At 72.4% G+C, this 24,867-nt stretch carries 21 protein-coding genes; 3 read left to right on the top strand and 18 right to left on the bottom strand.

Annotation, left to right across the window (positions count from 1 at the left end; genetic code table 11):
• The 4 genes from FWJ67_RS06420 to nagA form a co-directional block, all read right to left on the bottom strand.
• Nucleotides 1-363: hypothetical protein (locus FWJ67_RS06420; protein WP_414482646.1), on the bottom strand; the 363-nt coding region annotated here is incomplete at its 3' end.
• A 73-nt stretch (nucleotides 364-436) separates the two neighbouring features.
• Nucleotides 437-1,306 (bottom strand): RNase adapter RapZ, encoded by an 870-nt coding sequence (rapZ, locus tag FWJ67_RS06415; RefSeq protein ID WP_304174548.1) that lies wholly within the window; start codon nucleotides 1,304-1,306, stop codon nucleotides 437-439.
• A gap of 103 nt (nucleotides 1,307-1,409) precedes the next feature.
• Nucleotides 1,410-2,168, bottom strand: coding sequence for a glucosamine-6-phosphate deaminase (nagB, locus tag FWJ67_RS06410; protein ID WP_304174546.1), 759 nt, complete (start codon nucleotides 2,166-2,168; stop codon nucleotides 1,410-1,412).
• Between the two features lie 4 nt (nucleotides 2,169-2,172).
• Nucleotides 2,173-3,468 (bottom strand): N-acetylglucosamine-6-phosphate deacetylase, encoded by a 1,296-nt coding sequence (nagA, locus tag FWJ67_RS06405; protein ID WP_414482240.1) that lies wholly within the window; start codon nucleotides 3,466-3,468, stop codon nucleotides 2,173-2,175.
• A 192-nt stretch (nucleotides 3,469-3,660) separates the two neighbouring features.
• Here nagA and FWJ67_RS06400 point away from each other — a divergent pair, with 192 nt between their 5' ends.
• Together FWJ67_RS06400 and FWJ67_RS06395 are read left to right on the top strand one after the other, a co-directional pair.
• Nucleotides 3,661-4,497 carry a DUF4912 domain-containing protein gene (locus FWJ67_RS06400; protein ID WP_414482645.1) on the top strand — a complete coding sequence of 279 codons (837 nt, stop codon included), beginning with the start codon at nucleotides 3,661-3,663 and terminating at the stop codon, nucleotides 4,495-4,497.
• A 19-nt stretch (nucleotides 4,498-4,516) separates the two neighbouring features.
• The gene (locus FWJ67_RS06395; protein ID WP_369686596.1) at nucleotides 4,517-6,106 is read left to right on the top strand and encodes a glycoside hydrolase family 57 protein; all 1,590 of its coding nucleotides are present in this window, start codon (nucleotides 4,517-4,519) and stop codon (nucleotides 6,104-6,106) included.
• A gap of 66 nt (nucleotides 6,107-6,172) precedes the next feature.
• Here the strand turns inward: FWJ67_RS06395 and FWJ67_RS06390 are convergent, their stop codons facing one another.
• Complete coding sequence (locus tag FWJ67_RS06390; RefSeq protein WP_414482644.1) at nucleotides 6,173-7,570, bottom strand: glycosyltransferase family 4 protein; 1,398 nt, start codon at nucleotides 7,568-7,570, stop codon at nucleotides 6,173-6,175.
• 163 nt (nucleotides 7,571-7,733) lie between these two features.
• Between FWJ67_RS06390 and FWJ67_RS06385 the strand changes: the two genes are divergently transcribed.
• On the top strand, nucleotides 7,734-7,964 hold the full coding sequence (locus tag FWJ67_RS06385; RefSeq protein WP_304174535.1) for a hypothetical protein: 231 nt from the start codon (nucleotides 7,734-7,736) through the stop codon (nucleotides 7,962-7,964).
• 61 nt (nucleotides 7,965-8,025) lie between these two features.
• Here the strand turns inward: FWJ67_RS06385 and hemC are convergent, their stop codons facing one another.
• The 13 genes from hemC to ilvB form a co-directional block, all read right to left on the bottom strand.
• The gene (gene hemC, locus FWJ67_RS06380) at nucleotides 8,026-8,943 is read right to left on the bottom strand and encodes a hydroxymethylbilane synthase (RefSeq protein WP_304174533.1); all 918 of its coding nucleotides are present in this window, start codon (nucleotides 8,941-8,943) and stop codon (nucleotides 8,026-8,028) included.
• A 4-nt stretch (nucleotides 8,944-8,947) separates the two neighbouring features.
• On the bottom strand, nucleotides 8,948-10,351 hold the full coding sequence (hemA, locus tag FWJ67_RS06375; protein WP_414482238.1) for a glutamyl-tRNA reductase: 1,404 nt from the start codon (nucleotides 10,349-10,351) through the stop codon (nucleotides 8,948-8,950).
• 81 nt (nucleotides 10,352-10,432) lie between these two features.
• Complete coding sequence (alr, locus tag FWJ67_RS06370) at nucleotides 10,433-11,566, bottom strand: alanine racemase (RefSeq protein ID WP_414482643.1); 1,134 nt, start codon at nucleotides 11,564-11,566, stop codon at nucleotides 10,433-10,435.
• Nucleotides 11,547-13,136: an NAD(P)H-hydrate dehydratase gene (locus tag FWJ67_RS06365; RefSeq protein ID WP_414482236.1), complete on the bottom strand. Its 1,590-nt coding sequence runs from the start codon at nucleotides 13,134-13,136 to the stop codon at nucleotides 11,547-11,549. Before FWJ67_RS06365 ends, alr begins: the two co-directional genes overlap by 20 nt.
• A gap of 12 nt (nucleotides 13,137-13,148) precedes the next feature.
• Nucleotides 13,149-13,562 (bottom strand): holo-ACP synthase, encoded by a 414-nt coding sequence (locus FWJ67_RS06360; protein WP_304174525.1) that lies wholly within the window; start codon nucleotides 13,560-13,562, stop codon nucleotides 13,149-13,151.
• A gap of 42 nt (nucleotides 13,563-13,604) precedes the next feature.
• Nucleotides 13,605-14,957, bottom strand: coding sequence for a phosphoglucosamine mutase (gene glmM / locus FWJ67_RS06355; RefSeq protein WP_304174523.1), 1,353 nt, complete (start codon nucleotides 14,955-14,957; stop codon nucleotides 13,605-13,607).
• A 318-nt stretch (nucleotides 14,958-15,275) separates the two neighbouring features.
• Entirely contained in the window at nucleotides 15,276-16,898 is a 1,623-nt protein-coding gene (gene cimA, locus FWJ67_RS06350; RefSeq protein WP_304174521.1) for a citramalate synthase, read from the bottom strand.
• 42 nt (nucleotides 16,899-16,940) lie between these two features.
• On the bottom strand, nucleotides 16,941-18,077 hold the full coding sequence (gene leuB, locus FWJ67_RS06345; RefSeq protein ID WP_414482235.1) for a 3-isopropylmalate dehydrogenase: 1,137 nt from the start codon (nucleotides 18,075-18,077) through the stop codon (nucleotides 16,941-16,943).
• Between the two features lie 2 nt (nucleotides 18,078-18,079).
• Nucleotides 18,080-19,684, bottom strand: a complete 1,605-nt coding sequence (locus tag FWJ67_RS06340; RefSeq protein WP_304174517.1) for a 2-isopropylmalate synthase — start codon at nucleotides 19,682-19,684, stop codon at nucleotides 18,080-18,082.
• Between the two features lie 32 nt (nucleotides 19,685-19,716).
• Entirely contained in the window at nucleotides 19,717-21,336 is a 1,620-nt protein-coding gene (serA, locus tag FWJ67_RS06335; protein WP_414482642.1) for a phosphoglycerate dehydrogenase, read from the bottom strand.
• Nucleotides 21,337-21,381: 45 nt separating this feature from the next.
• The gene (ilvC, locus tag FWJ67_RS06330; RefSeq protein WP_304174513.1) at nucleotides 21,382-22,389 is read right to left on the bottom strand and encodes a ketol-acid reductoisomerase; all 1,008 of its coding nucleotides are present in this window, start codon (nucleotides 22,387-22,389) and stop codon (nucleotides 21,382-21,384) included.
• Nucleotides 22,390-22,435: 46 nt separating this feature from the next.
• Entirely contained in the window at nucleotides 22,436-22,951 is a 516-nt protein-coding gene (ilvN, locus tag FWJ67_RS06325) for an acetolactate synthase small subunit (RefSeq protein WP_304174511.1), read from the bottom strand.
• On the bottom strand, nucleotides 22,948-24,774 hold the full coding sequence (gene ilvB / locus FWJ67_RS06320) for a biosynthetic-type acetolactate synthase large subunit (RefSeq protein ID WP_414482641.1): 1,827 nt from the start codon (nucleotides 24,772-24,774) through the stop codon (nucleotides 22,948-22,950). Before ilvB ends, ilvN begins: the two co-directional genes overlap by 4 nt.
• Between the last annotated feature and the right edge of the window lie 93 nt (nucleotides 24,775-24,867).

The following is a 24,867-nucleotide window of genomic DNA, read 5'->3' as shown; positions in this document are numbered from 1 at the left end:
GGAGGGCGCGCGGGCGGGGGGGGGGGGGGGGGGACGGGGCGGGGGGGGGGGGGGTTGGGGGGGGGGCAGCTGGGTGAGCCGGAAGGAGCGGAGGATGACCCGGGTGGCCACTTCCGAGGGCACCCGGACCAGGTAGCGGTTGGCCCGGCCGCCCGCGCTCCGGTGGTAGGCCAGCTCCAGGGGCGTCCGGTAGAGGTGGCGGAGGAGCCGGTAGACCGCCCGGGCCACGGGCGCCTCGCTGGCCCGGATCTCCAAGCGGGGTCCCGGCAGCAGGCGGCCCAAGAGGTGGATGAGGGCCGCGAGCTCCGCCTTCCGGCACCGCCTGGCCCGGGGCAGCTCGGCGGCCAGCTCCTGGCGCACCACGGCGCCGAACCGCGGGCGGGGAGGGCCCGCCGCGGACCAGAGACGCCCGGCAGCCAGCCTGCTCCCTCCTCTCTTACGCCTTCTGCTGGCGCTTCTCGATCTCCCGGTGCTCCACCACCACCGGATAACCTTGGGACCGGAGGAAGTCGGCCAGGCGGTTGGCCATCACCACCGATCGGTGCTGCCCGCCAGTACAGCCGACGCCGATCACCAGATGGCTCTTCCCCTCCTGGACGTAGTTGGGCAGCAGGAAGGCCAGGTACCGCTCGGTCTCCCGCAAGAAGCGCTGGGCCGCGGGCCAGCGGAGCACGTACTCTTCCACCGGCGGGTCGTTGCCCGTCAAAGCCTTGAGGGACTGGACGTAATGAGGGTTGGGCAGGAAGCGGACGTCGAAGACCAGGTCGGCGTCCAAGGGCACCCCGTGCTTGTAGCCGAAGGAGATGATGGTGGTCATCATCCGCCGGCTGGGCTCGCCCCCGAAGCGTTCGGAGATCTGGGCCCGGAGCTCCCGCCCGGTCAGGTGGCTGGTATCCAGAATCAACGTGGCCCGGCCCCGGAGCTCGTCCAGGGCCTTCCGCTCTTTGCGGATGCCTTCCAGCACCGAGCCCTCCTCCCCCACCAGGGGGTGGCGCCGGCGGGTCTCCTTGAAGCGGCGGACCAAGACCTCGTCGGACGCCTCCAGGAAGAGGATCTGGTACTGGATGTTCATGGTCTCCAGCTCCTGGAGGGCGTTGAAGAGGCTCTGGAAGAAGAGCCCGCCCCGGATGTCGCAGACCAGGGCCACCTGAGTGATCCGCCCCTGGGACTGGAGGCAGAGTTCCGCGAACTTGGAGATGAGGGCCGGCGGCATGTTGTCCACGCAGAAGTAGCCCAAGTCCTCGAAGGCGTGCATCGCCTCGCTCTTGCCGGCCCCCGACAGCCCCGTCACCAACACGAACTTCATGGCTCCCACCCCCGGCCGAACGGAGGGAGAAGGCCTCCCCACCTGATCCGTCCCGCCCTTGACCCCCGACGGCCGGCCCAGCCGCCCCCAACCGAGCCGGCCCTCACAGGGATCGGTCCACCCAGCGCAGGTCGGGCTCCAAGAGGTGGGCTGCCGCCTCGTCCAACCACCAGGTGACGTTGGGATGGAGCTGGAGCACCGACGCCGGCACCTCTTCGGTGACCGGCCCCAGGATGGCCTTGGCCACCGCCTCTGCCTTGGCCTCGCCGGTGGCCAGCACCAGGATCCGCCGGGCCTGCATGATGGAGCGGACCCCCATGGTGATCGCCTCGGTGGGCGGCTCCTCACCCGGGGGGAAGAAGCGGCGGTTCGCCTCCCGGGTGCTCTCTGTCAGGCGGACCCGGTGGGTGAGGCTCCCGAAGGGCGTCCCCGGCTCGTTGAACCCGATGTGGCCATTCCGGCCCAAGCCCAGGATCTGCAGGTCGGGGTAGCCCGCCCGCCGGAGGGCCTCCTCATACTCCTGGCACTCCCGGTCCGGGTCGGGCGCCAGGCCGTCGGGGATGTGGATGCGGCTCGGGTCGATATCCACGTGCCCAAAGAGGTGGCGTTCCATGTACGCCCGGTAGCTGGCCGGGTGGTCAGGCCCCAAGCCAAGGTACTCATCCAGGTTGAAGGTGGTGACCTGGGCGAAGCTCACCTGGCCCCGCCGGTAGATCTCCACCAGCTTCTGGTAGAGGGGTTCGGGTGTTGCCCCGGTGGGCAAGCCCAGAACGGTGTCGGGCTTCTTGTTGAGCTGGCGGACCACCTCGCGGGCCACCCCCTCGGCGACCGACGACGCCTGGGCCACAACCCGGATCTGCATCCTCTCAGTACGCCTCCTCGTGATCGAGCATCTCAGACGGCTCGCCGTCCAAGGCCCCGGCCCCGCCGTGGGCGGCGTCCTCAAACTCGTCGCCCTGCCCGTCGTAGATCAGCTCCCCCTGGCGCAGGGTGAGCCGGACCCGGAGGGCATCATCCAGGAGGACCAAGCTGGCATCCTTCCCTACCTCCAGGCTGCCCAACCGGTGGGCTACACCCAGCCGCCGGGCCGGGTTGAGGCTGGCCAGCTGGACGGCCTCGGCCAAGGAGAGCCCCACCGCCTCCACCATCCAGGCGACGGCCCGCTCCAGGGTGAGGGTACTGCCGGCCAGGGTCTCCTGCCCCGCGAGCCGCGCCGCCCCGCCCACCACATCTACCTCCAGGCCCCCCAGATCATACCGGCCGTCGGGCAGATCGGTGGCCCGCATGGCATCGGTCACCAGGAGGAGCCGGTCGGGCCCTTTCACCTGCCAGAGGAGCCGGGCCACCCCGGGATGGATGTGGAACCCATCGGCGATGATCTCCGCCGAGACCCCGGGGGCCGTGAGGACCGCGCCGGGCACCCCCGGTGCCCGGTGGTGGAGGGGGTTCATGCCGTTGAAGGTGTGGGTCGCGTGGCTGATCCCCCACTGGAAGGCCACCATCGCCTGCTCATAGGTGGCGTCCGAGTGGCCGATGGAGACCACCACCCCGGCCTCGCGGAGGTACTGGATGAGCTCCCGGGCCCCCTCCAGCTCAGGCGCCACCGTCACCCAGCGCACCCGGCCGGGGAACCGCTCGAGCAGGGCTTGCATCTCCGGCAGCGACGGCGGCGTCAGGAACTCGGGGTTCTGGGCGCCGGCCCGGGCCGGGTTCAGGTGGGGCCCTTCCAGGTGGACGCCCAGGAGCTCCGCCCCCTCCTCCCGGGCGCCGGCCGTCTCCTCCACCGCCTCCAAGACCCGGTGGAGCTGCTCGTAGGGCGCGGTGACGGTGGTCGGCAGGAAGGCGACGGTGCCGTGGCGGGCATGGGTGCGGGCCAGCTGGCTCAGCGCGCCGGGCGAGGCGTCCATCACGTCGGCCCCGCCCCCGCCGTGCAGGTGAACGTCAATGAAGCCGGGGCAGAGGTAGCCGCCCTCGGTGTGGATCTCTTCCAGACTCTGGCGGCCCACCTCGACGCCGGCTCCCTCCAGCCGGCGCGGGAGTTTGCGCAGGTCGCCGACGTAGGCGATCCGCCCCCCCACCGCGGCAAGGACCGCCTCATCGGCCCACTGGGTGCCTTGATGGATCCTGGCCCCCCGGAGGAGCCAAGCCGTTGCCTCCGACATCCCCATACCCCCCGTGCCCAGGACCTTCCCCGACAGCGATGGCGGGCTGGTTCGGGCGCCCCTCTACTTCTTCCCCACCGAACCGGTTCCCTGCCCCACCCATCGGGCGCATATCCACCCTAGGCCTCGAACATAGTAACTTCGGCCATTCACGCTCCACCGCGCCCGCTCCACTTGAAGGGGGATCCACCGGTGCGTCAGCCTCAGCCTCCAACCCCGCCCCTGCCGGCGCGCTACGGGGAGGACCGCGTCACCCTGCTGGTGCGCGATCCCGAGACCCTCTTTGCCTACTGGGAGCTCACCCCTCAGGCGATGGAGCGGGCGTGCCGGGATCAGGGCTGCCCCCCGGAGGCCCTCACCCCCCTCCTCCGCCTCCACGACCTCTCCCAGACGGGCCCACCGGAGGAGGTGGCCGTCGGCCACGCGGAGAGCTGGTACCTCCACGTGGGCCGGCCGGGCCACCGCTTCCAGGCGGAGCTGGGGTTCCGGGGACCGGGCGGCCGCTTTACCCCCATCAGCCGCTCCAACCTGGTGGCGACCCCACCCCGGGAACCGGCCCACCTGACCGCGCCCCCCGTCAGCCGGGCCGAGGAGGTGGTCCTCCGCCAGTTCCGGGGGGTGGACGAGCACGGCTCTCCCCAGTACGTGGAGAGCCGGGCCTGGAAGATCAGCCTGCCCCTGGCCGAGGGGTCGCCTCTGGCCTGGGTGACCAGCCCCGGCGCCAGCCCTGCCCAAGCCTGGGCCCAGCCCCAGGAGGACCTCTTCCTGGAGGTGACGGCGGAGCTGATCCTGCGGGGCCGCACCCGGCCCGAGGCCACCCTCTGGCTCAACCGGGAGCGGGTCCCCCTGGCGCCCGACGGCACCTTCACCCTGCGCCTGGCCCTCCCTGACGGCAGCTTTCCCTTTGGCTTGGAGGCGGTCAGCCCCGACGGCCGGCTGACCCGGAGCTTTGCCACCCTGGTGACCCGGGCCAGCTTCCCCGGCCCCGGTACCGGGTCCGGCACCAAGGAGGCGACCACCGGTGGCTGAACCCTTGGGGTGGGTGGCGATGGTCCTCCACGCCCACCTCCCCTTCGTCCGGCACCCGGAGCATCCCGACGCCCTGGAAGAAGCCTGGCTCTATGAAGCCATGGCCGAGTGCTACATTCCGCTCCTGGACCGGCTGGAGCGCCTGGCCGAGGAAGGGGTGCCCTATCACCTGAGCTTCACCCTCACCCCGACCCTCGCCGCCATGCTCCGGGACCCCCTCCTCCAGGAGCGCTTCCGCCGGCACGTGGCTCTCATGCAGGACCTGGGCCGCCGAGAGCTCCACCGGACCCGGCACCACCCGGAGCTCCATCGCCTCGCCCGTTTCCATGCGGACCACTGGGACCGGGTGGCCCTGCTCTACCATGACCGGTACCGGGGGGATCTGATCACCCCCTTGGCCCGGCTCCAGGAGGCGGGCCGGGTGGAGATCCTCGCCTCCGCCGCCACCCACGGCTACCTGCCCCTTATGGACGTGGTGCCCCAAGCGGTGGAGGCCCAGATCGCGGTGGGGGTGCACGCCTACCGGGAGCTCTTCGGGCGCCAGCCCCGGGGCTTCTGGCTTCCCGAGTGCGGCTTCCACCCGGGCCACGACCAGATCCTCCGCCGCCACGGGGTGGAGTACACCATTGTGGACGCCCACGGCCTCCTCTTCGGCCAGCCCCGGCCTCCCCATGCGGTCTACCAGCCGGTGGTGACGGGGGCGGGCCTGGCCGTCTTCGGCCGGGACTGGGAGTCCTCCAAGCAGGTCTGGAGCGCCACCGAAGGCTACCCGGGCGACCCTGCCTACCGGGACTTCTACCGGGACATCGGCTGGGACCTGGACTGGGAGTACATCAAGCCTTACCTGCGGGCGGGGATCCGGGGCAACACCGGCTTCAAGTACCACCGGATCACCGGCCCCACACCCCACAAGGAACTCTACGACCCCGACGCCGCCCGGGAGCGGGCCCGGGTCCACGCGGGCAACTTCGTCTTCAACCGGGCCAAGCAGGTGGAGTACCTGGCGGGGGGGATGGACGACCCGCCGGTGGTGCTCGCGCCCTACGATGCCGAGCTCTTCGGCCACTGGTGGTTTGAAGGACCCGACTTCCTCGAAGACGTCCTCCGCTTCATGGCGGCCAACCCCAGCGTCCGGACCACCACCCCCGGCCGCCACCTGGACCGCCTCACCCAGCTGGCCCTGGTGGAGCCCACCCTGTCCAGCTGGGGCTACAAGGGCTACAACGAGGTCTGGCTCGAGGGGAGCAACGACTGGATCTACCGCCACCTCCACAAGGCGGCGGAGCGGATGGTGGAGCTGGCTCGCCGCTTCCCCGAGGCCCAAGGCCTCCAGCGGCGGGCCCTCAACCAGGCAGCCCGGGAGCTCCTCCTGGCCCAGGCCAGCGACTGGGCCTTCATCATGAAGACGGGCACCATGGTGGAGTACGCCCGGCGGCGGACGGTGGAGCACTTGGAGCGGTTCCACACCCTCTACCACGACCTACTCCGGGGGACCATCGACGGGTACCGGTTGGGCCTCCTGGAGGAGCGGGACAACCTCTTCCCCTTCCTGGACTACCGAGTCTACGCCCCCCAGCCCGCCCCGGCCCCGCAGGCCGCGGGAGGATAACGGCGGACGCGCGCCGGGAAGGAAGCAGTGCGGCTCCCAGGCCGCGCCCAGCCGGCGAGCCGGAGCCTAGCTGGCCGAGGCGGGGCCTGGGCTGGTATGGCCCGGCCGGGCGGCCCGCCCGGCGCGGCCCCCCTGGGCTGCGGCGCCCGGCGCCGGGGCGGGGGTGGCAGGCGCCAGGGTTCCGTCGCCCGTATACCGGGAGGGCAGAACCTCCAGGCCGGCGCCGCCGTCGGCCCGCCGGTCGCGGGGGCGCACCCCGTCCAGCAGGGAGAGCCACCGCACCTGGCGCCGCTCCTCCAAGATGCGATGGTACGCCTCGAGGGTCCGCTCCGCCACCCGGACCCACCCGAACCGGGTCCGGGCCCGCTCCTGGCCCTTCCGTCCCAAGTGCTCCCGCAGCCCAGGGCTGATTAGGAGGGGCACCAGGGCGTCGGCCAAGGCGCCCGCATCGCCGGGCGGCACCAAGAAGCCCGTCTCGCCGTGCTCCACCACCTCCGCCAGCCCGCCGCTGCGTGCGGCCACCACCGGCAGCCCCACGCTCATCGCCTCCAGGGCGACGATCCCAAAGGGTTCGTAGAGGCTGGGGAAGACGGCCACGTCCGCCACGTGGAGGAGCCGGTTCCGCACCGGATCGGTGGCGAAGCCCTTGAAGTAGACGTGCTGGGCGATGCCTAACCGCTCGGCCTGCTCCTCCAAGGCCTTCCGCTGGGGGCCTTCCCCGGCGAGGACCAGCTTCGCCTTGGGCGTGCGCTCCAGGATAAGGCGGAAGGCATCCAAGAGGACGTGGAACCCCTTCTCCGGCACCAGGCGGCCCATGGCCAGGATCATGGGCTGGTCCGGGGCGGCGTGGGCCCGCCGGAAGGCGGCCAGGTCCTCCCCCTCGGGCACGGCCACCTCGTCGGGCTCGATCCCGTTGGGCAGAACCAGGGTCTTGTCTCCGGGAAGGTGGAAGAGCCGCGACGCCTCCTCCCGCATGGCCTCGCTGCAGAGGATCACCCGCCACGCTTCGTAGGTGAGGGTCCACTCCATGTCGTGGATGTACCGCTGGAGCGGCGTATGGAGGCCTTGGTTGCGGCCGTGTTCTGTGGCGTGGAGGGTGGCCACCAGAGGCAGGCGGTAGCCGTGCTTCAGGGTGCGGGCGGCGTAGGCGACAAGCCAGTCGTGGGCGTGGATCAGGTCGAAGCCCGTCTCCATCAGCGGGACCGCCGCCTGGATCAGATCAAAGTTGAAGTGGGCGATGGTGGGGATGAGATCGGGCGAGCTGGGGAAGCCGTTCCGGACCCGGATCACCTCCACGCCCCGGTCCTCCTCCCGGAAGGGGCTGCCCGCCTCCCCCAGGGTGAGGACCGTCACCTCCACCCCCCGGGCGACCAGCGCCCGGGAGAGGCCGCAGACCGCGCGGGCCAGCCCCCCCACCACCCGGGGCGGGTACTCCCAGCTGAGCATCAAGACCCGGACCGCCACCACGCCGCCTCCCCTGCCCAGCCCCCGGGTGCAGGCCGGGGCCTGGGCTGAAGTGGGACTCAGGAAACCTTCCCAGGTGGAAGGATCCCCCCGGCCTTGGCAGGGGATGCGCCCCGGCGCGCGGGGCAGACTCAGGGTGAGGACGCCCAGAGGAGGAATGGTCGTGGCAAAGGGCAAGAAGCCCCGGCTCGAGGCGCGGATCGACCGGAGGGAGGCGAACCTGGTGGGGATGGACAGCCCCGACGATCCCCTGTCGGGCGCCGAACCCTTGGGGGACCCCCAGAGCCTGGTGGGCTTGGACAGTCCCGACGACGCGGACCAGCACTGGCCCTACGAAGGGGGCCGCCCGCCCCGGCCCACGGGGAAGGCGGCCCGAGCCCAACGGCGGCGGTAAGGCCGCGGCCGGCCCTGATGGACCGCCGGCCCGGCGAAGCCGCGGCGGTCCGGGGAGGCCCTCAGAGGAGGTCCCGGGCCCCCCGGGCCAGGAGCTCCCCGGCCAGCCGCTCTCCTAAAGAGGCAGCCTCGGACAGGGGGCCGGTGAGCTGGCCGTCCAGGTGCCGGGCGCCGTCGGGGCTGATCACCCGAGCCTGCAAGGTGAGCCGGTCCCCAGACGCCCGGGCCCAGGCGGCGATGGGCAGGTGGCAGCCGCCCCCCAGGTGCCGGAGGAGGGCCCGCTCCGCGGCCACCTCCGCGGTCGCGGCTGGGTCCCCCAGGGGTGCCAGCCGCTCCCGCAGCCAGGGGTCGTCAGCCCGGAGCTCCAGGGCCAGCGCCCCCTGACCCACCGCGGGCAGGAAGAGCGGGGGCTCCAGCGGGAAGCCGGCCAGCTCGTACCCCATGCGGGCCAACCCGGCGGCGGCCAGGACCAGGCCGTCCACCTGGCCCTCCTCCAGCTTGCGCAGGCGGGTCCCCAGGTTGCCCCGGACGGGCACGATCTCCAGATCGGGCCGCTGGGCGAGGAGCTGGGCCCGCCGGCGGGGGCTGCTGGTGCCCACCCGGGCCTTGGGCGGCAGCTGGGCCAGGCTCTGCCAGCCCTGGCGGGAGACGAAGAGGTCCCGGGGGTCGGCCCGCGGGGGCACCGGCCCCAGGACCAGCCCCGGGGCGAGCTCGATGGGCAGATCCTTCATGCTGTGGACGGCCAGGTCGATCCGCCCCGCGAGCAGGGCCTCCTCCATCTCGGCCACGAAGAGCCCCCGGCCGCCCGCCTGGTCCAGGGGCCGGTCCAGCACCAGATCCCCCTGGGTCACCATGGGGACCTCTTCAAAATGGAGCCCGGGCCAGGCTTCCTGGAGCCGGGCGATCACCCACCGGGTCTGCCAGAGGGCCAGGGGACTCTTCCGGGTCCCCACCCGCACCACCCGCCGCTCCCCGCCCATCGCCTCAGCCCACCGCCTTTCCTTCGTGCCGTCCTACTTCCTGGCGCCCGAAGGGATCGGGCCCCGTCTGCTCAGGCCAGGCATCCCCCGCCCCCTGCCGAGGGGGCCGCCCCTCCCCAGGGGGCCCGGCAGGCTGGACCTCCGGGCCCGGCTCCCCGCCGGGTGGGAGCTCCAAGCCGAAGAGATCCTGCAGGCTCTGAAGGTACGCCCGGCCATCCCCGTGGGCCAGCGCCGCCTTCAGCCGGGTGACGGGCCGGTGGAGGAGCTTGTTGACGATGGCGCTGGCCATCGCCTCCACCACCTCCCGCTGGCGGGGATCGAGCTCGCCCAGCCGTCGCAAGGCCCGGGCCACCTCCGCCTCCCGGATGGCCGCCGCGTGGTCGAAGAGGGCCCGGATCAGCGGGGCCGCCGCCCGGCTCCGCCACCAAGCCACAAACTCCGCCACCGTCTCCTCCACCACCCGCTCGGCCGCCTCCAGATGGGCCTCCCGCTGGGTCAGGTTGGCCGCCACCACCTGCTCCAGGTCGTCGATGTTGTGGAGGGTGACCCCTTCCAGCTCCCCGCAGGCCACCTCCACATCCCGGGGCACCGCGATGTCGATGATGTAGAGGGGCCGGCCCCGCCGGGCGGGCAGGATCCGCTCCAGAAGCTCCCGCCGGATGACCGCGTGGGGGGCGGCGGTGGAGCTGATGACGATGTCGCTCGCCACCAGGAGGGGCTCCAGCTCGTCGAACCCGGCGGCCCGGCCGCCGCAGGCGGCAGCCACCTGCTGGGCCCGGTGCCGGTTCCGGTTGGCGACGATCACCGCCCGGGCCCCCTGCTCCCGCAGGTGCCGGGCGGTGAGGGTGGCCATCTCGCCGGCGCCCAGGACCAGCACCTGACTGCCGGCCAGGTCGGGAAAGATGGCCCGGGCCAGGTGCACGGCCGCGGAGCTGATGGACGCCGTGCCCCGGCCGATCCCTGTTTCGGAGCGGATCCGCTTCCCCGCCTCCAGGGCTTTCCGGCCCAGCTGCTCCAGGATCGGGCCCACCGTCCCCGCCTCCCGGGCCAGCTCGAAGGCCTCCCGCACCTGGCCCAAGATCTGGGCCTCGCCCAAAACCAAGCTGTCCAGGCCGCCCGCCACCCGGAAGAGGTGGCGGGCGGCGGCCGCGCCTTCATAGTGATAAAGGTAGGGTTGGAAGGTGGGATCGTCGCCGGTCAGGCGCGCTCGGATGCGGCGGGAGGTGCTCCCATCCCGGTCGAGGACGTACCACTCGGTCCGGTTACAGGTGGAGAGGATGGCCACCTCCTCCCCGGACCGGACCACCTCCCGAACGAGCTGGCGGGTGGCCTCGGGTGTGAGGTGGAGCTGCTCCCGGATGGCGATGGGGGCGCTCCGGTGGCTCACTCCCGCGACAGACAGGTGCAACTGCCTTCCCTCTCCCTGATGGGGCCGACGTCAGAAGCATTATAGCACGCTGGAAGCCAAGCCCCAAGGCGGGCCCAGCCCTCACCCCTCCAACTCGCCCAGGTAGCGCCGTTCCACCCGGGGGGAGATGCCGGTGAAGACCTCGTAGGGGATGGTCCCCATCCACCGGGCCAGCTCCCACGCCTCGATGGCCAGGGGGCCGCTGCCCCCGAGAAGGATCGCCTCCTGGCCCGGATCCTCCTCCAGGTCGGTGATGTCCACCATCACCTGGTCCATGGTCACCCGGCCCAAGACCGGGCAGCGGTGCCCCTGAATGAGCACCTGGGCCCGCCCGCTCAGCGCCCGCCGGTAGCCGTCCGCGTACCCCACGGCCAAGGTGGCCACCCGGGTGGGCCGCCAGGTGACGTGCTCAATCCCGTAGCTGATCCCCCAGCCCGCGGGCAGGGTGCGGACGGCGGTAATGCGGCACTTCCAGGTGAGGGCGGGTTGGAGCCGGGTGCGCGGGGGCACGTTGGGGGGCAGGATGCCGTAGAGGGCCAGGCCCGCCCGGACCAGGTCCAGCCGGGTCTCGGGCAGGCGGAGGAGCGCGGCCGAGTTGGCCCCGTGGACCACCGGTGGCCGGAGGCCCCGGGCATCCAGGTGGTCGATGAGGCCCTGGAACCGCTCCCACTGGAGGCGGACGTAGGCCGTCTCCGCCTCGTCGGCGGTGGCCAGGTGGGTGTAGAGGCCCTCCAGGGTCAGCCCTTCCAGGGCGGCCAGGGCCTCCCAGCGGGCGAGGGCCTCTTCGGGCAAGAAGCCCAGGCGGCCCATGCCCGTGTCCACCTTCACGTGGACGGTGAGCTCGGCCCCCAGCTCCCGGGCAGCCTGGGCCAGGGCCTGGGCCTGGTCCCAGTCCACCACCGTGGCCAGGAGCCGGTGCGCGACGTAGCGCTGGGCCAGATCGGGCCGGGCGGGGGCAAAGACCAGGATGGGGGCGTCGATCCCCGCCTGGCGGAGGGCCTCCCCCTCGGTGAGGGTGGCGACGGCCAGGGCCGAGGCCCCGCCCGCCAGGGCTGCCCGGGCCACGGGGACCGCCCCATGCCCGTAGCCGTCCGCCTTCACCACCGCCATCAGCCGGGCGGGCGCGGCCACCCGGACCAGGGCCGCCGCGTTGGCCCGGATCCGGGCCAGATCCACCTCCACCCACGACCGCTCGTCAGTCCCCCCGTGCGCCATTGAGGCCTGCCTCCCTCAGCACCCGCCGCCGGGCCGCGGGCAGGGCGTCGGCCACCTCGCTGGTCAGAAGCCCCGCGGGGCCCCTCGCCTCCGCCTGGAGGTCGCCCGCCAGACCGTGGAGGTAGACGCCGGCCGCCGCCGCCTCCCAGGGCCCGAGCCCCTGGGCCAAGAGAGCCCCCACCAGCCCGGTGAGCACATCCCCCATGCCGCCCGTGGCCATGCCGGGGTTTCCCGTCGGGTTGATGGCCCACCGGCCCGACGGATGGGCCACCAGGCTCCGGGCCCCTTTCAAGACCACCACCCCGCCGAAACGGGCCGCCGCTTCCCGGACGGCGCCGGGCCGGTCGGCCTGCACGTCGGCGGTGCTCCGGCCCAGGAGCCGGGCCATCTCGCCCGGATGGGGCGTCAAGACCCAGGGGAGCCCTCCGGGCCGCCGGGCCAGGGCCTCCACCCGCTCGGGGGCCTGGGCCAGCAGGTTCAAGGCGTCCGCGTCCAGCACCGCCGGGCAGTGCTGAACCTCAGGACGCTCCAGCAACGCCTGGAAAAATTGGGCCGTCTCGGGAGCCGTCCCCAGGCCGGGCCCGATGGCCAAGGCCTGGCGGGTGGCCAACAGCTGGGCCACCACCTCCGCCGCCTCCACCCCCAGGGTGCCCGCCTCCGTCTCGGGCAAGCCATAGGTGAGGGCCTCGGGGAGGGCGGCCGCCACCTGACGCTGGAGGCTGGCGGGCACGGCCAGGGTGACCAGCCCCGCCCCGCCCCGAAGCCCGCCCCGGGCGGCCAGCACCGCCGCGCCCGCCATGTTCCGGGAGCCGGCCACCACCAGCAGGTGGCCGTACGTCCCCTTGTGGCTTTCGGCCGGCCGCGGCGGGAGCATCTGGGCGACGGCGCGGCTTTCCAAAAGCTCCACCACCTCGCCCTGCCCCTCGAGAACGTCTGGGGGAAGGCCGATGGGGACCACCTCCACCCGGCCCGCATAGTCGGCCCCGGGCAGGAGGTAGAGGCCGGGCTTGCCGTACCCGAAGGTGATGGTCCAGGTGGCCCGGACCGCCTCGGGCTCGGCCACGCCCCGGTCGCCGTCGAGGCCCGAGGGGAGGTCGATGCTGAGGATGGGGCCGGTGTACCGGTTGAGGGCGGCCACCCAGAGCCGGTACGGATCCCGCAAGGGCCCCTGCACCCCCGTGCCCAGGAGCCCGTCCACCACCAGGGCGTACCGGGCCAGCTCCCGGTCCAGAACCTCCGCCTCGACCGGCGCCGGCGCCAAGGGGATCCCCCACCCCTTGGCCAGGGCCAGGTTGGCGCCGGCGTCACCCCGGTAGGCCTCCTCGGGCGCGGCCAGCCACACCTGCACCGGCCGGCCCCGCTCCACCAGGTGGCGGGCGGCGACCAGGCCATCCCCGCCGTTGTTCCCTTTGCCGCAGAAGACCAAGACAGGCCCGCCCTCCGGGGCGAGACGGGCCACTGCGGCGGCCACCTGGGCGCCCGCGTTCTCCATGAGGATCCTCGTGGGCATCCCGGCCGCTTCCGCCCGCCGGTCAGCCTCCCGGGCTTGGGCGGTGGTCGCCAAGCGCATGCCGTCCCCTCCTCACCCAGACCGGCCGGCCCGCCCCAGGGCGATGACGAAAGCCATGGCCGCCTCCCGGTCGTGGGTAAGGGAGAGGTGCCACCCCTGGACCCCCAGAAAACGGGCCAGGGCCCGGGTCCGCCCGGAGAGGGCGATCCCGGGACGGCCGCTGGGCTCCCGGGTCACCTCAATCTCCCGCCAGCTTACCCCGAACCGGCCTGTCCCCAAGGCCTTCATCACCGCCTCCTTGGCGGCGAAGCGGGCCGCCAGGGATTCGGCCGGGTGAGGCCGGCTCAGGGCATAGGCCTGCTCGCCCGGGGCGAAGATCCGGTTGAGGAACCGGTCGCCGAACCGGTCCCAAGCCGATTGAATCCGCTCCACTTCGATGAGATCGGTGCCGATGCCGATGATCTCCAGACTGGCCTTCCTCCTCACGGGCCGCGGCGGGGACCTGCCCCCTGGGTTCGGGCCGGCCCCCTAGGCATCCCCCAGCTCCCGCCGGATCACTCCGGCCAGATCGTCGCCCAGCACCCGGAGGAGCTCGGGGTCTTCCCCTTCCAGCAAGATCCGGACCACCGGCTCGGTGCCCGACGCCCGGACGAAGACCCGCCCCCGCTCGCCCAGCCGGGCGGCCGCGTCGCGGATGGCCGCCTGGCAGGCGGGCGACGACCCCAGCTGGTCCTTGCGGGCCACCCGCACGTTGATCAGGTGCTGGGGCACCTCATGCATCCAGTCCCGCAGCTCCGCCAGGGGCGTCTCCCGTTCCCGCATCACCTGCAGAAGCTTCAGGGCCGTGAGGATCCCGTCCCCGGTGGTCGTCTCCTGGAGGAAGATGACGTGGCCCGACTGCTCCCCGCCCAGCACCAGCCCCCGCTCCCGCATGGCGGCCAGCACCTGCCGGTCTCCCGCCTCGGCGGCGATCACCTGGATGCCCCGGCGGGCCAGGGCCTGGGTGAGGCCCAGGTTGCTGTACCGGGTGGCCACCACCGCGTTGCCGGTGAGGAGGCCCTGCTCCGCCATGTGGATGGCGGCGATGACCAGGATCCGATCGCCGTCCACCAGCCGGCCCTGGGCATCGGCCGCGATCAACCGGTCCGCGTCGCCATCGTGGGCCAGGCCCGCGTGGGCCCCGTACTGCAGGACCGCCTGCTGGAGGGCTTCGGGATGGGTCGACCCGCACCCTACATTGATGTTGTGCCCGTCCGGCTCGACGTTGAGCGCGATCACCTCCGCCCCCAGGCGGCGGAGGATCTCGGGGGTGGTCTGGAAGGCGGCTCCGTTGGCGCAGTCGACCACCAGCCGGAAGCCGGAGAGATCGACGGGCACCTTCTCCATCAGAAACTGGATATACCGTTCGTTGGCATCCTCCCGGCGGCGGATCCGGCCCACCCCCCGCCCCACCGGCCAGGGCCCGTTGGGCGAGGGATCATCGCAGATGGCCTCGATGGCCAGCTCATCCTCGTCGGGCAGCTTGTAGCCGTCGGGGCCGAAGAACTTGATGCCGTTGTCCTCCGCCGGGTTGTGGGAGGCGGAGATGACCGCCCCGGCCGCCAGGCCCAAGAGGGGGGTGAGGACGGCCACCGCCGGGGTGGGCACCACCCCCAAGAGCTCCACGTCGCACCCGGCCGAGGCGAGCCCCGCGGCCAGGGCCGCCTCCAGCATCTCCCCCGACGCGCGGGTGTCCCGCCCGATCCCCACCCGGGGCCGGTCCTCGCCGGCCCGGTGGGCCACCACCTGGGCCACGGCCCGGCCGAGACGGAAGGCCAACTCCGGCGTCAACTCCCGGTTGGCCACCCCACGAATGCCATCGGTCCCAAAGAGTCGCCCCACACCTCGCCACCTCAACCTGGTCCCGTCAGGGTCGCCCGCCGGCACCCTGGCCGGTCCCGAGAGTTGTGCGCCCTACCGTTAGCCTCCCAGCGCACCGGCTCCCGCTTTCGCCCCGTTTGGGCTCGATCCCTTCCCGCTCGGTAGCCTATGGGGCCTAGGCTTGGGCGTGTGCGCGCGACGTGGCGCAAAACAGCCTCCGAGGAAAAAGAAGGAGCGACGCCCGGGGCCGAAAAAGGGAGAGCCTGCCCAAAGCAGGCTCTCGCCCACGCCCTGGCTCCCCCGCCTTCCGCCCGGGGAGAGCCGCTCCCGTCGCCCGCCCTATCCGGTCGAGACCGCCTCGCTGGCCGGGGCCTGGATCCCCAGTTTCATCAGGCCGTACTCCATGCTGTCCACCAGGGCCAGCCAGCTGGCCTCGATGATGTTGGTGGAGACCCCCACCGTCCCCCAGCGGGCCCGTTCGGCCGCGGTCTCGATGAGGACCCGCACCCGGGCTCCCGTGCCCGCCTGGCCGTCCAGCACCCGCACCTTGTAGTCCACCAGGCGGAAAGTGCCGATGGCCGGGTAGAAGGGCAGCAGGGCTTTGCGCAGGGCGTGGTCCAGGGCGTTGACGGGGCCGTTGCCGGTGGCTGCCGTGTGGATCCGCTCGGCGCCCACCCGGAGGCGGATGGTCGCCTCGGCATCGGCCACGGGGCTGCCGTCAGGGCCGCCCTGGGCGACGGTGAGGCGGAAGCTCTCGAGGGTGAAGTAGGTGGGCACCAGCCCCAGGGCCCTCCGGAGGAGGAGCTCGAAGGAGGCCTCCCCCGCCTCGAAGTGGTACCCCTGGTGCTCCAGCTCCTTCACGTGGCGGAGGACCTCCCGGACCACCGGGGTGTCGGGGTCCAGATCGAGCCCGTACTCCCGGGCCTTGTAGAGCAGGTTGCTCGCCCCCGACAGCTCCGAGACCAGCACCCGCCGCCGGTTCCCCACCAGCTCAGGCGGGATGTGCTCGTAGGTCTCCGGGTGCCGCCGGACGGCGCTTACATGGATGCCGCCCTTGTGGGCGAAGGCGCTCTCCCCCACGAAGGGGTGGAAGGGATCGGGCGGCCGGTTGACCAGCTCGCTCACCGTCCGGGAGAGCTGCTGCAGCCGTTCCAGCCGGGGCTCGGGCTCCAAGCGGCAGCCCAGCTTGAGGGCCAGGTTGGGGAGGATGACCACCAGGTCTGCGTTCCCCGTCCGCTCCCCGAGGCCGTTGATGGTCCCCTGCACCTGGCGGGCGCCGGCCCGGACCGCGGCCAAGGAGTTGGCCACCGCCACGCCCGAATCGTTGTGGCAGTGGATCCCCACGGGCCGGTCCAGCCGCTGGACCATTTCCCGGGTCATGGCCTCAATCTCGTGGGGGAGGGTGCCGCCGTTGGTGTCACAGAGGACGATCCAGCGGGCGCCCCCCTCCCGGGCTGCCTGGAGGGTGGCCCAGGCGTACTCGGGGTTCCGGCGGTAGCCGTCGAAGAAGTGCTCCGCGTCGTAGATGACCTCCCGCCCGTGCGCGGCCAGGAAGGCGACGCTCTCCCGGATCATGGCCAGGTTCTCCTCCAGGCTGGTCCGCAGGGCGTGGGTGACGTGGAGGTCCCAGCTCTTGCCGAAGATGGTCACCACCGGGGTCTCCGCGGCCAGGAGGGCCCGGAGGTTGGAGTCCTCCTCGCAGGGGATGCCGGGCCGGCGGGTGGAGCCAAAGGCGGCCAGCTTGGCCCGCTGGAGGGACATCCCCTTGGCCCGCCGGAAGAACTCCAGGTCCTTGGGGTTGGAGCCGGGCCACCCCCCTTCCACGTAGGCGATGCCGAAAGCGTCCAGCAGCCGGAGGAGGCTCAACTTATCCTCCACCGAAAGGGAGATGCCCTCACCCTGAGTGCCGTCCCGCAAGGTGGTGTCGTACAAGAGGACTGGATCGGTGCCCAGAGCGCTCATCCCGCTCCCTCCTTGGCCAGGTTGGCTGCCGGGGCCGAGCCCCTACCCGCCGAGCCGCTCGAGAATGGCGGCGGTCATCTCCTCGGTGCTGAGGAAGGCCTCCCCCTTCCCCACCAGGTCGGCGGTCCGGGCCCCGTCCCGCAGGGCTCCCTCCACCGCCGCCTCCACCGCCCGGGCCGCCGTCTCCTGCCCCAGGCTGTAGCGGAGGAGCAGGGCGGCGCTCAGCACGGTGCCGATGGGGTTGGCCAGCCCCTGCCCCGCGATGTCGGGGGCGCTGCCGTGGACGGGCTCGAAGAGGGGGACGGAGCCGCCCAGGCTGGCCGAGGGCAACACCCCCAGCGACCCGGCCAAGGCGGCCGCCTCGTCGCTCAGGATGTCGCCGAAGAGGTTTTCCGTCAGGATCACGTCGAACCGGGCGGGGTCCCGGATCAGCTGCATGGCGGCGTTGTCCACGTAGAGGTGTTCCAGCCGCACATCGGGGTAGTCGGCCGCCACCCGGCGGACCGTCTCCCGCCAGAGCTGGGAGCTGAGGAGCACGTTGGCCTTGTCGACCGAGGCGACCCGCCGCTCCCCCGGGGGCCGGCGCCTTTGGGCCAGGTCAAAGGCGACCCGGGCCACCCGCTCGATCTCGTGGGTGTGGTAGAGCATGGTATCGTACGCCGCCTCGCCCGGCCCTCGCGCCTCCCGGGCTCGAGGGCCGTAGTAGAGCCCGCCCGTCAGCTCCCGAACCACCACCAGATCGACGCCCGCCAGCAGGTGGGGCTTGAGGGGCGAGTGGCCGTACGCCGCCACGAAGCCGGGCAAGGGCCGGATGTTGGCAAAGAGCCCCAGGGCCTGACGGAGCTGGAGAAGCCCCTTCTCCGGCCGCCGGTCGACGGGGAGCTCATCCCACCGGGGCCCGCCCACCGCGCCCAAGAGGACCGCCTGGGCCCGCCGGGCGGCGGCCAGGGTCGCCTCGGGGAGGGGCTCCCCCGTGGCGTCGATGGCGGCGCCCCCAACCAAAGCCTCCTCAAACCGCAGGCGGAAGCCGAACCGCCCCGCCGCCGCCTCCAGCACCTGCCGGGCCGCCCCCACCACCTCCGGGCCGATGCCGTCGCCGGGCAAAAGGAGGATGGTCGCCTCCTGGAGGGGTGCGGGCGGCACGGTGCCGCCCACCGCCTGAGCCTTCTGAGCCGCCATGGTCAGACGACCTCCTCCACCGGGGTCCGGGAGCGGGGGTCGCCGGCCAGCAACCGGTTGATGGCCTGGACGTACGCCCGGGCGCTCGCCTCCAGGATGTCGGTGCTGGACCCGTGGCCCATCACCTCAGGCAGGGACGGGGTGGCTGACGCCCCTTCGACGGCGCCCTCCTCTTCACCGCCCGGCGCCCCGGAGTTCACCCGGGGCCGCAGGCGGACGGTCACCTGCCCCAGCGCGTCCCGGCCCTCGCCCGTCGCCTGGAGCTGGTAGTGGACCAGCTCCACCTCCACCCCCAGCACCTGGTCGATGGCCCGGTAGAGGGCATCGATGGGGCCGTCGCCCCGGGCCGCCCCCCGCAGGATCTCCTCCCCCCGGCGAATCCGGACGGAGGCCACCGGGTCCATCCCCGTGCCGGTGCTCACCTGGAAGTGGACCAGCTCCACCTGCTCCTCCAGCGGCCGGCCCTCCGCCCCCGCCAGCGCGGCCAGGTCCGCGTCGGTGATGCTCTTCTTCCGGTCGGCCACCTCCAGGAAGCGCTGGTAGACCCGCTCCAGCTCCTCGGCATCCAGGTGGAAGCCCAGCTCCTCCAACCGCACCCGCACCGCGTGGCGCCCCGAGTGCTTCCCCAGCACCAGGCGGTTCTGGGGCAGGCCGATGGACTGGGGCGTCATGATCTCGTAGGTGCTCCGCTCCTTGAGCACCCCGTCCTGGTGGATCCCCGCCTCGTGGGCGAAGGCGTTGGCGCCCACGATGGCCTTGTTGGGCTGGACGTCCACCCCGGTGAGGGCGACCAGCAGGCGGCTGGTCGGGTAGATCTGGGTGGTCTCGATCCCCGTCTGGAAGGGCAGCCGGTCCTGGCGGGTGTGGAGGGCCATCACCACCTCCTCCAGGGCGCAGTTGCCCGCCCGCTCCCCGATGCCGTTGATGGTCCCCTCCACCTGCCGGGCCCCCGCCTCGATGGCGGCCAAGGCGTTGGCCGTCGCCATGCCCAGGTCGTCGTGGGTGTGGACGCTGATGGTGAGCCGCTCCACCCCAGGGATCCGCTCCCGGAGGTAGCGGATCAGGGCGGCGTACTCCTCAGGGGTGGCGTACCCCACCGTGTCCGGGACGTTGAGGGTGGTGGCGCCCGCCTCGGCCGCCGCGGTGAAGATCTGGACCAGGAAGTCGGGGTCGCTCCGGGTGGCGTCCTCCGCGGAGAACTCCACATCGTCCACGTACCGCCGGGCCAGCTCCACCGCCTTGGCCGCCATCTCCAGGACCTCCGCGGGGCTCTTCCGGAGCTTGTGCTCCATGTGGATGGGGGAGGTGGCGATGAAGGTGTGGATCCGGGGCCGCTCCGCTCCCTCCAGGGCCCGGGCGGCCGTCTCCACGTCGGTCTTATGGGCCCGGGCCAGCGCGGCGATGATGGGCCCCCGGACCTCCCGGGCCACCAGGCGGACCGCTTCGAAGTCTCCCGGCGAGGCGATGGGGAAGCCCGCCTCGATCACGTCCACCTGGAGCCGGGCCAGCTGCCGCGCCATCTGCAGCTTCTCTTCCGGATTCATGCTGAAGCCGGGGGACTGCTCACCATCCCGCAGGGTGGTGTCGAAGATCCGCACCCGCTCCATACCGCTCGCTCCTTTCCCGTTGGGCCCGGAGGCTACCACCGGGCAATCACCACTTTCCACAGATCGTCCCGGGCCCGGAGCTCCCGGGCCACCTCATCGGGAATGGGATCGTCCAACCCCAGAACCATCACCGCCTCCTCCCCCGGCCGGCTCCGGCCCACCTGCATGAAGGCGATGTTCACCCCCGCCTGGCCCAAGAGGGTTCCCACCGAGCCGATGACGCCCGGCTGGTCCCGGTTGTAGGCCAGGAGGAGGTAGCCCGTGGAGGAGACGTGGACCGGGTAGCCGTCCACCGCGATGAGGAGGGGCCGGCCCTGGTCGTCGATGGTCCCCGCCACCTGGGGCGGGCCCGCCTGGCCCGGGCCTGCGGGGCGCCGGTCACTCAAGGCCCGCACCGTGATCCGGGAGGGGCCGTTGCCGCCGCCGGCCCGCACCTCGCTCACCCGCAGCTGCCGCTGGCGGGCCAGCACCGGCGCGTTCACCGCGTTGACCGCCCCCTGGAGGACGGGCTGGAGGAGCCCCACCAGCAGGGCGTTGGTCAGGGGCCGGACATCCCGGGCGGCGATGGGGCCCTCGTAGACCACCTCCACCTTGGGCCAGCGGGCGCCGGCGCCCGACGCCCAGGCGGTGAAGAGCTCGCCCAGCTTCTGGGCCAGCCGCACGTACGGTTCCAGCTCCCGGGCGAGCTCCGGCGGCACCGAGGGCGCGTTGACCGCGTGGGCCACGGGCTCGCCCTTCAGGGCCCGGATCACCTGCTCGGCGATCTCCAGGGCCACGTGGAGCTGGGCCTCCTCCGTCGAGGCCCCCAGGTGGGGCGTGGCCACCACCCGGGGGTGGCCCAGCAAGGCGCTGTTCCAAGGAGGCTCCTCCTCGAAGACATCCAGCGCGGCCGCCCGCACCTGGCCGCTCTCCAGGGCCTCGAGCAGGGCCTCCTCGTCGATAAGGCCGCCCCGGGCGGTGTTGACCAGGATGACGCCCCGCTTCATGCGGCGGAAGGCGTCCCGGTCCAGGAGGTGGCGGGTCTGCTCCGTCAGGGGGGTGTGCAGGGTGAGCATGTCAACCTCCGGGAAGAGGGCCTCCAGCTCCCGGAGCTCCACCCCCAGTTCCTCCGCCCGCTCGGGGCCAATGAAGGGGTCGTAGGCCAAGACCCGCATGCCCAAAGCCCGGGCCCGTCGGGCCACCTCCGAGCCGATGCGGCCCAGGCCCACCACCCCCAGCACCTTCCCCCGGAGCTGGACGCCCATGAACCGCTTCCGGTCCCACTGCCGGTCCCGGGTGAGGCTGGCGTGGGCCTGGGGGATCCAGCGGGCGGCGGCAAAGAGCAGCCCCAAGGCGTGCTCCGCGGCGGCCAGGGTGTTCCCCTCGGGGGCGTTGACCACCAGGATTCCCTGGCGGGTGGCCGCCTCCACGTCGATGTTGTCTACCCCCACCCCCGCCCGGCCCACCACCCGCAGCCGCCGGCCCGCCTCGAGCACCTGGGCCGTCACCTGGGTGGCGGAGCGGACCACCAGCCCGTCGTAGGCGGGGATCAGCTCCTGGAGTTCCTCGGGGCTCAAGCCCGGGCGGACCTCCACGTCCAGGTCCGGCTCCGAGCGGAGCCGTTCGATGCCTGCTTCGTCGAGCACGTCAGCGACCAGAACCCGTGCCCGCACCCGTCTCACCTCCTGCCGCCGAGCTCCACCCCGGAGGGGGCTGCCTTACTGAGGCGGCTCCTTCGCCTCGATCCAGGGCATCATGGCCCGCAGCTGGGCGCCCACCTGCTCGATGGGGTGCTCCGCCTCCCGGCGGCGGAGGGCCTGGAAGACGGGCCGGTTGGCCTGGTTCTCCTGCACCCACTCCCGGGCGAAGCGGCCCGACCGGATCTCCTCCAGGATGGCCCGCATGCTCTGGCGGACGTGCTCATCCACCACCCGGGGACCCCGGGTCAGGTCGCCGTACTCGGCCGTGTCCGAGATGGAGTAGCGCATCCAGCGCAGGCCGCCCTCGTACATCAGGTCGACGATGAGCTTCAGCTCGTTGAGGCACTCAAAGTAGGCGATCTCCGGCTGGTAGCCCGCCTCCACCAGAATCTCGAAGCCCGCCTTCACCAGCGCCGTCGCCCCGCCGCAGAGGACGGCCTGCTCGCCGAAGAGGTCCGTCTCCACCTCTTCCTGGAAGGTGGTCTCGATGATCCCCGCCCGGCCCGCGCCGATGGCCTTCCCGTAGGCCAGGGCCCGGGCCTTGGCCCGCCCCGTCGCATCCTGGTGGACGGCCACCAGGGCAGGAACCCCCTTCCCCTCCTGGTAGAGCCGGCGGACCAGATGCCCCGGCCCCTTGGGGGCGATCATGAAGACGTCCACATCCGGCGGCGGCACCACCTGGTTGAAGTGGATGGCGAAGCCGTGGGCAAAGGCCAGGGCCTGGCCGGGCCGCAGGTGGGGGGCCAGCTCCTCCTGGTAGAGGGCGGCCTGCAGGTGGTCGGGCACCAGGATCATGAGGACATCGGCCTGCTGGGCCGCCTCCGCGGCCGTCACCGGCTCGAAGCCGTCGGCCACCGCCTGCCGGTAGTTGTGGGAGCCGGGGCGGTTGGCGACGATGACCTCCACCCCGCTGTCTCGCAGGTTCTGGGCGTGGGCGTGGCCCTGGGACCCGTAACCGATGACCGCCACCTTCTCTCCCTTCAAGGCGGCCAAGTCAGCGTCGGCGTCGTAGTAGATCGTGGCCATGACGTCTCCTCCTTGCGCTGAAATCGTCACCTCGTTCGGGAACGGGTCAGCCGGCCCGCTCCTCCCGGACCACCTGGGGGGCCGTGCGGGCGCCCCGCACCATGGCGACCTTGCCCGTCCGGACCATCTCCCGGATGCCGTAGGGCCGCAAGAGCTGCTCCATGGCATCCACCTTGGCCTGGTCGCCCGTCACCTCCACCACCACGCTCCGCTCGCTCACGTCCACCACCCGGGCCCGGAAGATGTCGACCACCTGCAGGATCTCCTGCCGGTTGGAGGGCTGGGCCGCCACCTTGATCAGGGCCAGCTCCCGCTCGATGTGGTCATCCTCGGTGATGTCGCTGATCTTCACCACGTCGACCAGCTTGTGGAGCTGCTTGGTCAGCTGCTCCAGCTCCTTCTCGTCCACCAGGGTGACCAGGGTGATGCGGGAGAGGGTGGGGTCCTCGGTGGGGGCGACGGAGAGGCTCTCGATGTTGAAGCCCCGCCGGCTGAAGAGCCCGGCCACCCGGGCCAGCACCCCCGACTGGTTCTCCACCAGGATGGACAGGGTCCGCTTCACGTCCGCACCTCCTGGACGGGCGCGGGCTGGCCGGCTCCCGTCGCTTCCTCCACGCCCAGCATCTCGTCGATGGCGCCGCCGGCGGGCACCATGGGCCAGCAGTTCTCCTCGGGCCGGACCCGCACGTCCAGCAGGTAGGGCCCCGGGTGGTTGAGGGCCTCCTCCAGGGCGGCGTCCAGCTGGCTGGGGCGGTCCACCCGGGCCGCGGGGATGCCGTAGGCCTGGGCCAGGAGGATGAAGTCGGGGCCCTCTTCCAGCGCGGAGTGGCTGTACCGCCGGCCGTAGAAGAGCTCCTGCCACTGGCGGACCATGCCCAGGTAGCGGTTGTTCATGATGATCACCTTGACGGGGAGGCGCTGGCTCCGGACCACGTCCAGCTCCTGGATGTTCATCTGGATGGAGCCGTCCCCCGTCAGGCAGACCACCGTCGCCTCCGGGCGGGCCACTTGCACGCCGATGGCCGCCGGCAGGCCGAAGCCCATGGTCCCCAACCCCCCCGAGTTGATGTAGCTGCGGGGGCGGCGGAAGGGGTAGAACTGGGCGGCCCACATCTGGTGCTGGCCCACGTCGGCGGTGAGGACCACCTCCCGGCCCGTGGCCGCCTCGTGCTCCTCGGCCTTGGCGGCCAGGCGGTCGACCAGCTCCTGGGGCATGATCTCATCGGACCGGGTCTGGTAGCGGAGGCGGTACTGGCTCTTCCAGGCGGCGATCTGGGCGAGCCACGCCGGCTCCTCCTTGGGCTCCACCAGAGGCAGGAGGGCCTGAAGCACCTTCTTGGCGTCGCCCACGATGGGCACGTGGACCTCCACGTTCTTGCCGATCTCCGCCGGATCGATGTCGATGTGGATGATCCGGGCCCGGGGAGCGAAGCGGTCGGTGCGGCCCGTCACCCGGTCGTCGAAGCGGGCGCCCACCGCGATGAGCAGGTCGCAGTGGGTGACGGCCCAGTTGGCCGCGGGGGTGCCGTGCATGCCCAGCATCCCCAGCCAGAGGGGATGGTCCGGGGGGAAGGCGCCCAACCCCATCAAGGTGCTGGTGGTGGGCAGTTGGGCCCGCTCGGCCAGGGCCAGCACCTCCTGGGCGGCGCCGGCCGCGATGACGCCCCCGCCCAGGTAGAGGACGGGCTGCTTCGCCTGGGCGATCTCCCGGGCGGCCGCCTCCAGCTGGCGCGGGTGGCCGTGGAGGGTGGGTTTGTACCCCCGGAGCCGGACCCGGGCCGGATAGCGGAAGCCCGTCATGGTGGCCGTCACCACATCCTTGGGCAGGTCGACCAGGACGGGGCCGGGCCGGCCGGTGGTGGCCAAGGTGAAGGCCGCCCGGATGATATGGGGCAGATCCTCCACCCGCTGGACCAGGAAGTTGTGCTTGGTGATGGGCATGGTGATCCCGGTGATGTCCGCCTCCTGGAACGCATCGCGGCCGATGAGGCTGGTGGCCACATTCCCGGTGAAGGCCACCAGGGGGATCGAATCCATGTAGGCGGTGGCCAGACCCGTCACCAGGTTGGTCGCGCCGGGCCCGGAGGTGGCGAGGCAAACCCCCGGCCGTCCCGTCGCCCGGGCGTACCCGTCCGCGGCGTGGACCGCCCCCGCCTCATGCCGCACCAGGATGTGGCGAAGGCTGGAGTGGTTGTAGATGGCGTCGTAGATGGGCAGGACCGCCCCACCGGGGTAGCCGAAGATGACCTCCACGCCCTCGGCCTCCAGGCACCGGACGAGGACGTCGGCCCCGGTCAAGGTCTCGGTGGTCGGGGATCCCGCCCCCACCGGCTGCCCGTTGGGCTGATGCCGTTCATCCCAAGCCGAGGCTGCCGCCGCTTCCATGCCGATCCCTCCTTCGTGGACGAACAAAAAGGCCCCTGGCCTTTTCGGCCAGGGGCGAACAACGTCGCGGTACCACCCTGTTCGCGGGAGCCT

The sequence above is a fragment of the Limnochorda sp. genome, assembly GCF_047459355.1.
Lineage (GTDB): Bacteria > Bacillota > Limnochordia > Limnochordales > Limnochordaceae > Limnochorda.
The sequence above is the reverse complement of the archived record's forward strand: the minus strand, read 5'-3'. Positions and strand labels throughout refer to the sequence as shown.

What these genes read in the sequence shown, in the direction of transcription:
- rapZ (WP_304174548.1), bottom strand. Translation starts at nt 1,306, where the DNA reads ATGAAGTTCGTGTTGGTGACGGGGCTGTCGGGGGCCGGCAAGAGCGAG.
- nagB (WP_304174546.1), bottom strand. Translation starts at nt 2,168, where the DNA reads ATGCAGATCCGGGTTGTGGCCCAGGCGTCGTCGGTCGCCGAGGGGGTG.
- nagA (WP_414482240.1), bottom strand. Translation starts at nt 3,468, where the DNA reads ATGTCGGAGGCAACGGCTTGGCTCCTCCGGGGGGCCAGGATCCATCAA.
- FWJ67_RS06395 (WP_369686596.1), top strand. Translation starts at nt 4,517, where the DNA reads ATGGTCCTCCACGCCCACCTCCCCTTCGTCCGGCACCCGGAGCATCCC.
- hemC (WP_304174533.1), bottom strand. Translation starts at nt 8,943, where the DNA reads ATGGGCGGGGAGCGGCGGGTGGTGCGGGTGGGGACCCGGAAGAGTCCC.
- alr (WP_414482643.1), bottom strand. Translation starts at nt 11,566, where the DNA reads ATGGCGCACGGGGGGACTGACGAGCGGTCGTGGGTGGAGGTGGATCTG.
- FWJ67_RS06365 (WP_414482236.1), bottom strand. Translation starts at nt 13,136, where the DNA reads ATGCGCTTGGCGACCACCGCCCAAGCCCGGGAGGCTGACCGGCGGGCG.
- cimA (WP_304174521.1), bottom strand. Translation starts at nt 16,898, where the DNA reads ATGAGCGCTCTGGGCACCGATCCAGTCCTCTTGTACGACACCACCTTG.
- leuB (WP_414482235.1), bottom strand. Translation starts at nt 18,077, where the DNA reads ATGGCGGCTCAGAAGGCTCAGGCGGTGGGCGGCACCGTGCCGCCCGCA.
- FWJ67_RS06340 (WP_304174517.1), bottom strand. Translation starts at nt 19,684, where the DNA reads ATGGAGCGGGTGCGGATCTTCGACACCACCCTGCGGGATGGTGAGCAG.
- ilvC (WP_304174513.1), bottom strand. Translation starts at nt 22,389, where the DNA reads ATGGCCACGATCTACTACGACGCCGACGCTGACTTGGCCGCCTTGAAG.
- ilvB (WP_414482641.1), bottom strand. Translation starts at nt 24,774, where the DNA reads ATGGAAGCGGCGGCAGCCTCGGCTTGGGATGAACGGCATCAGCCCAAC.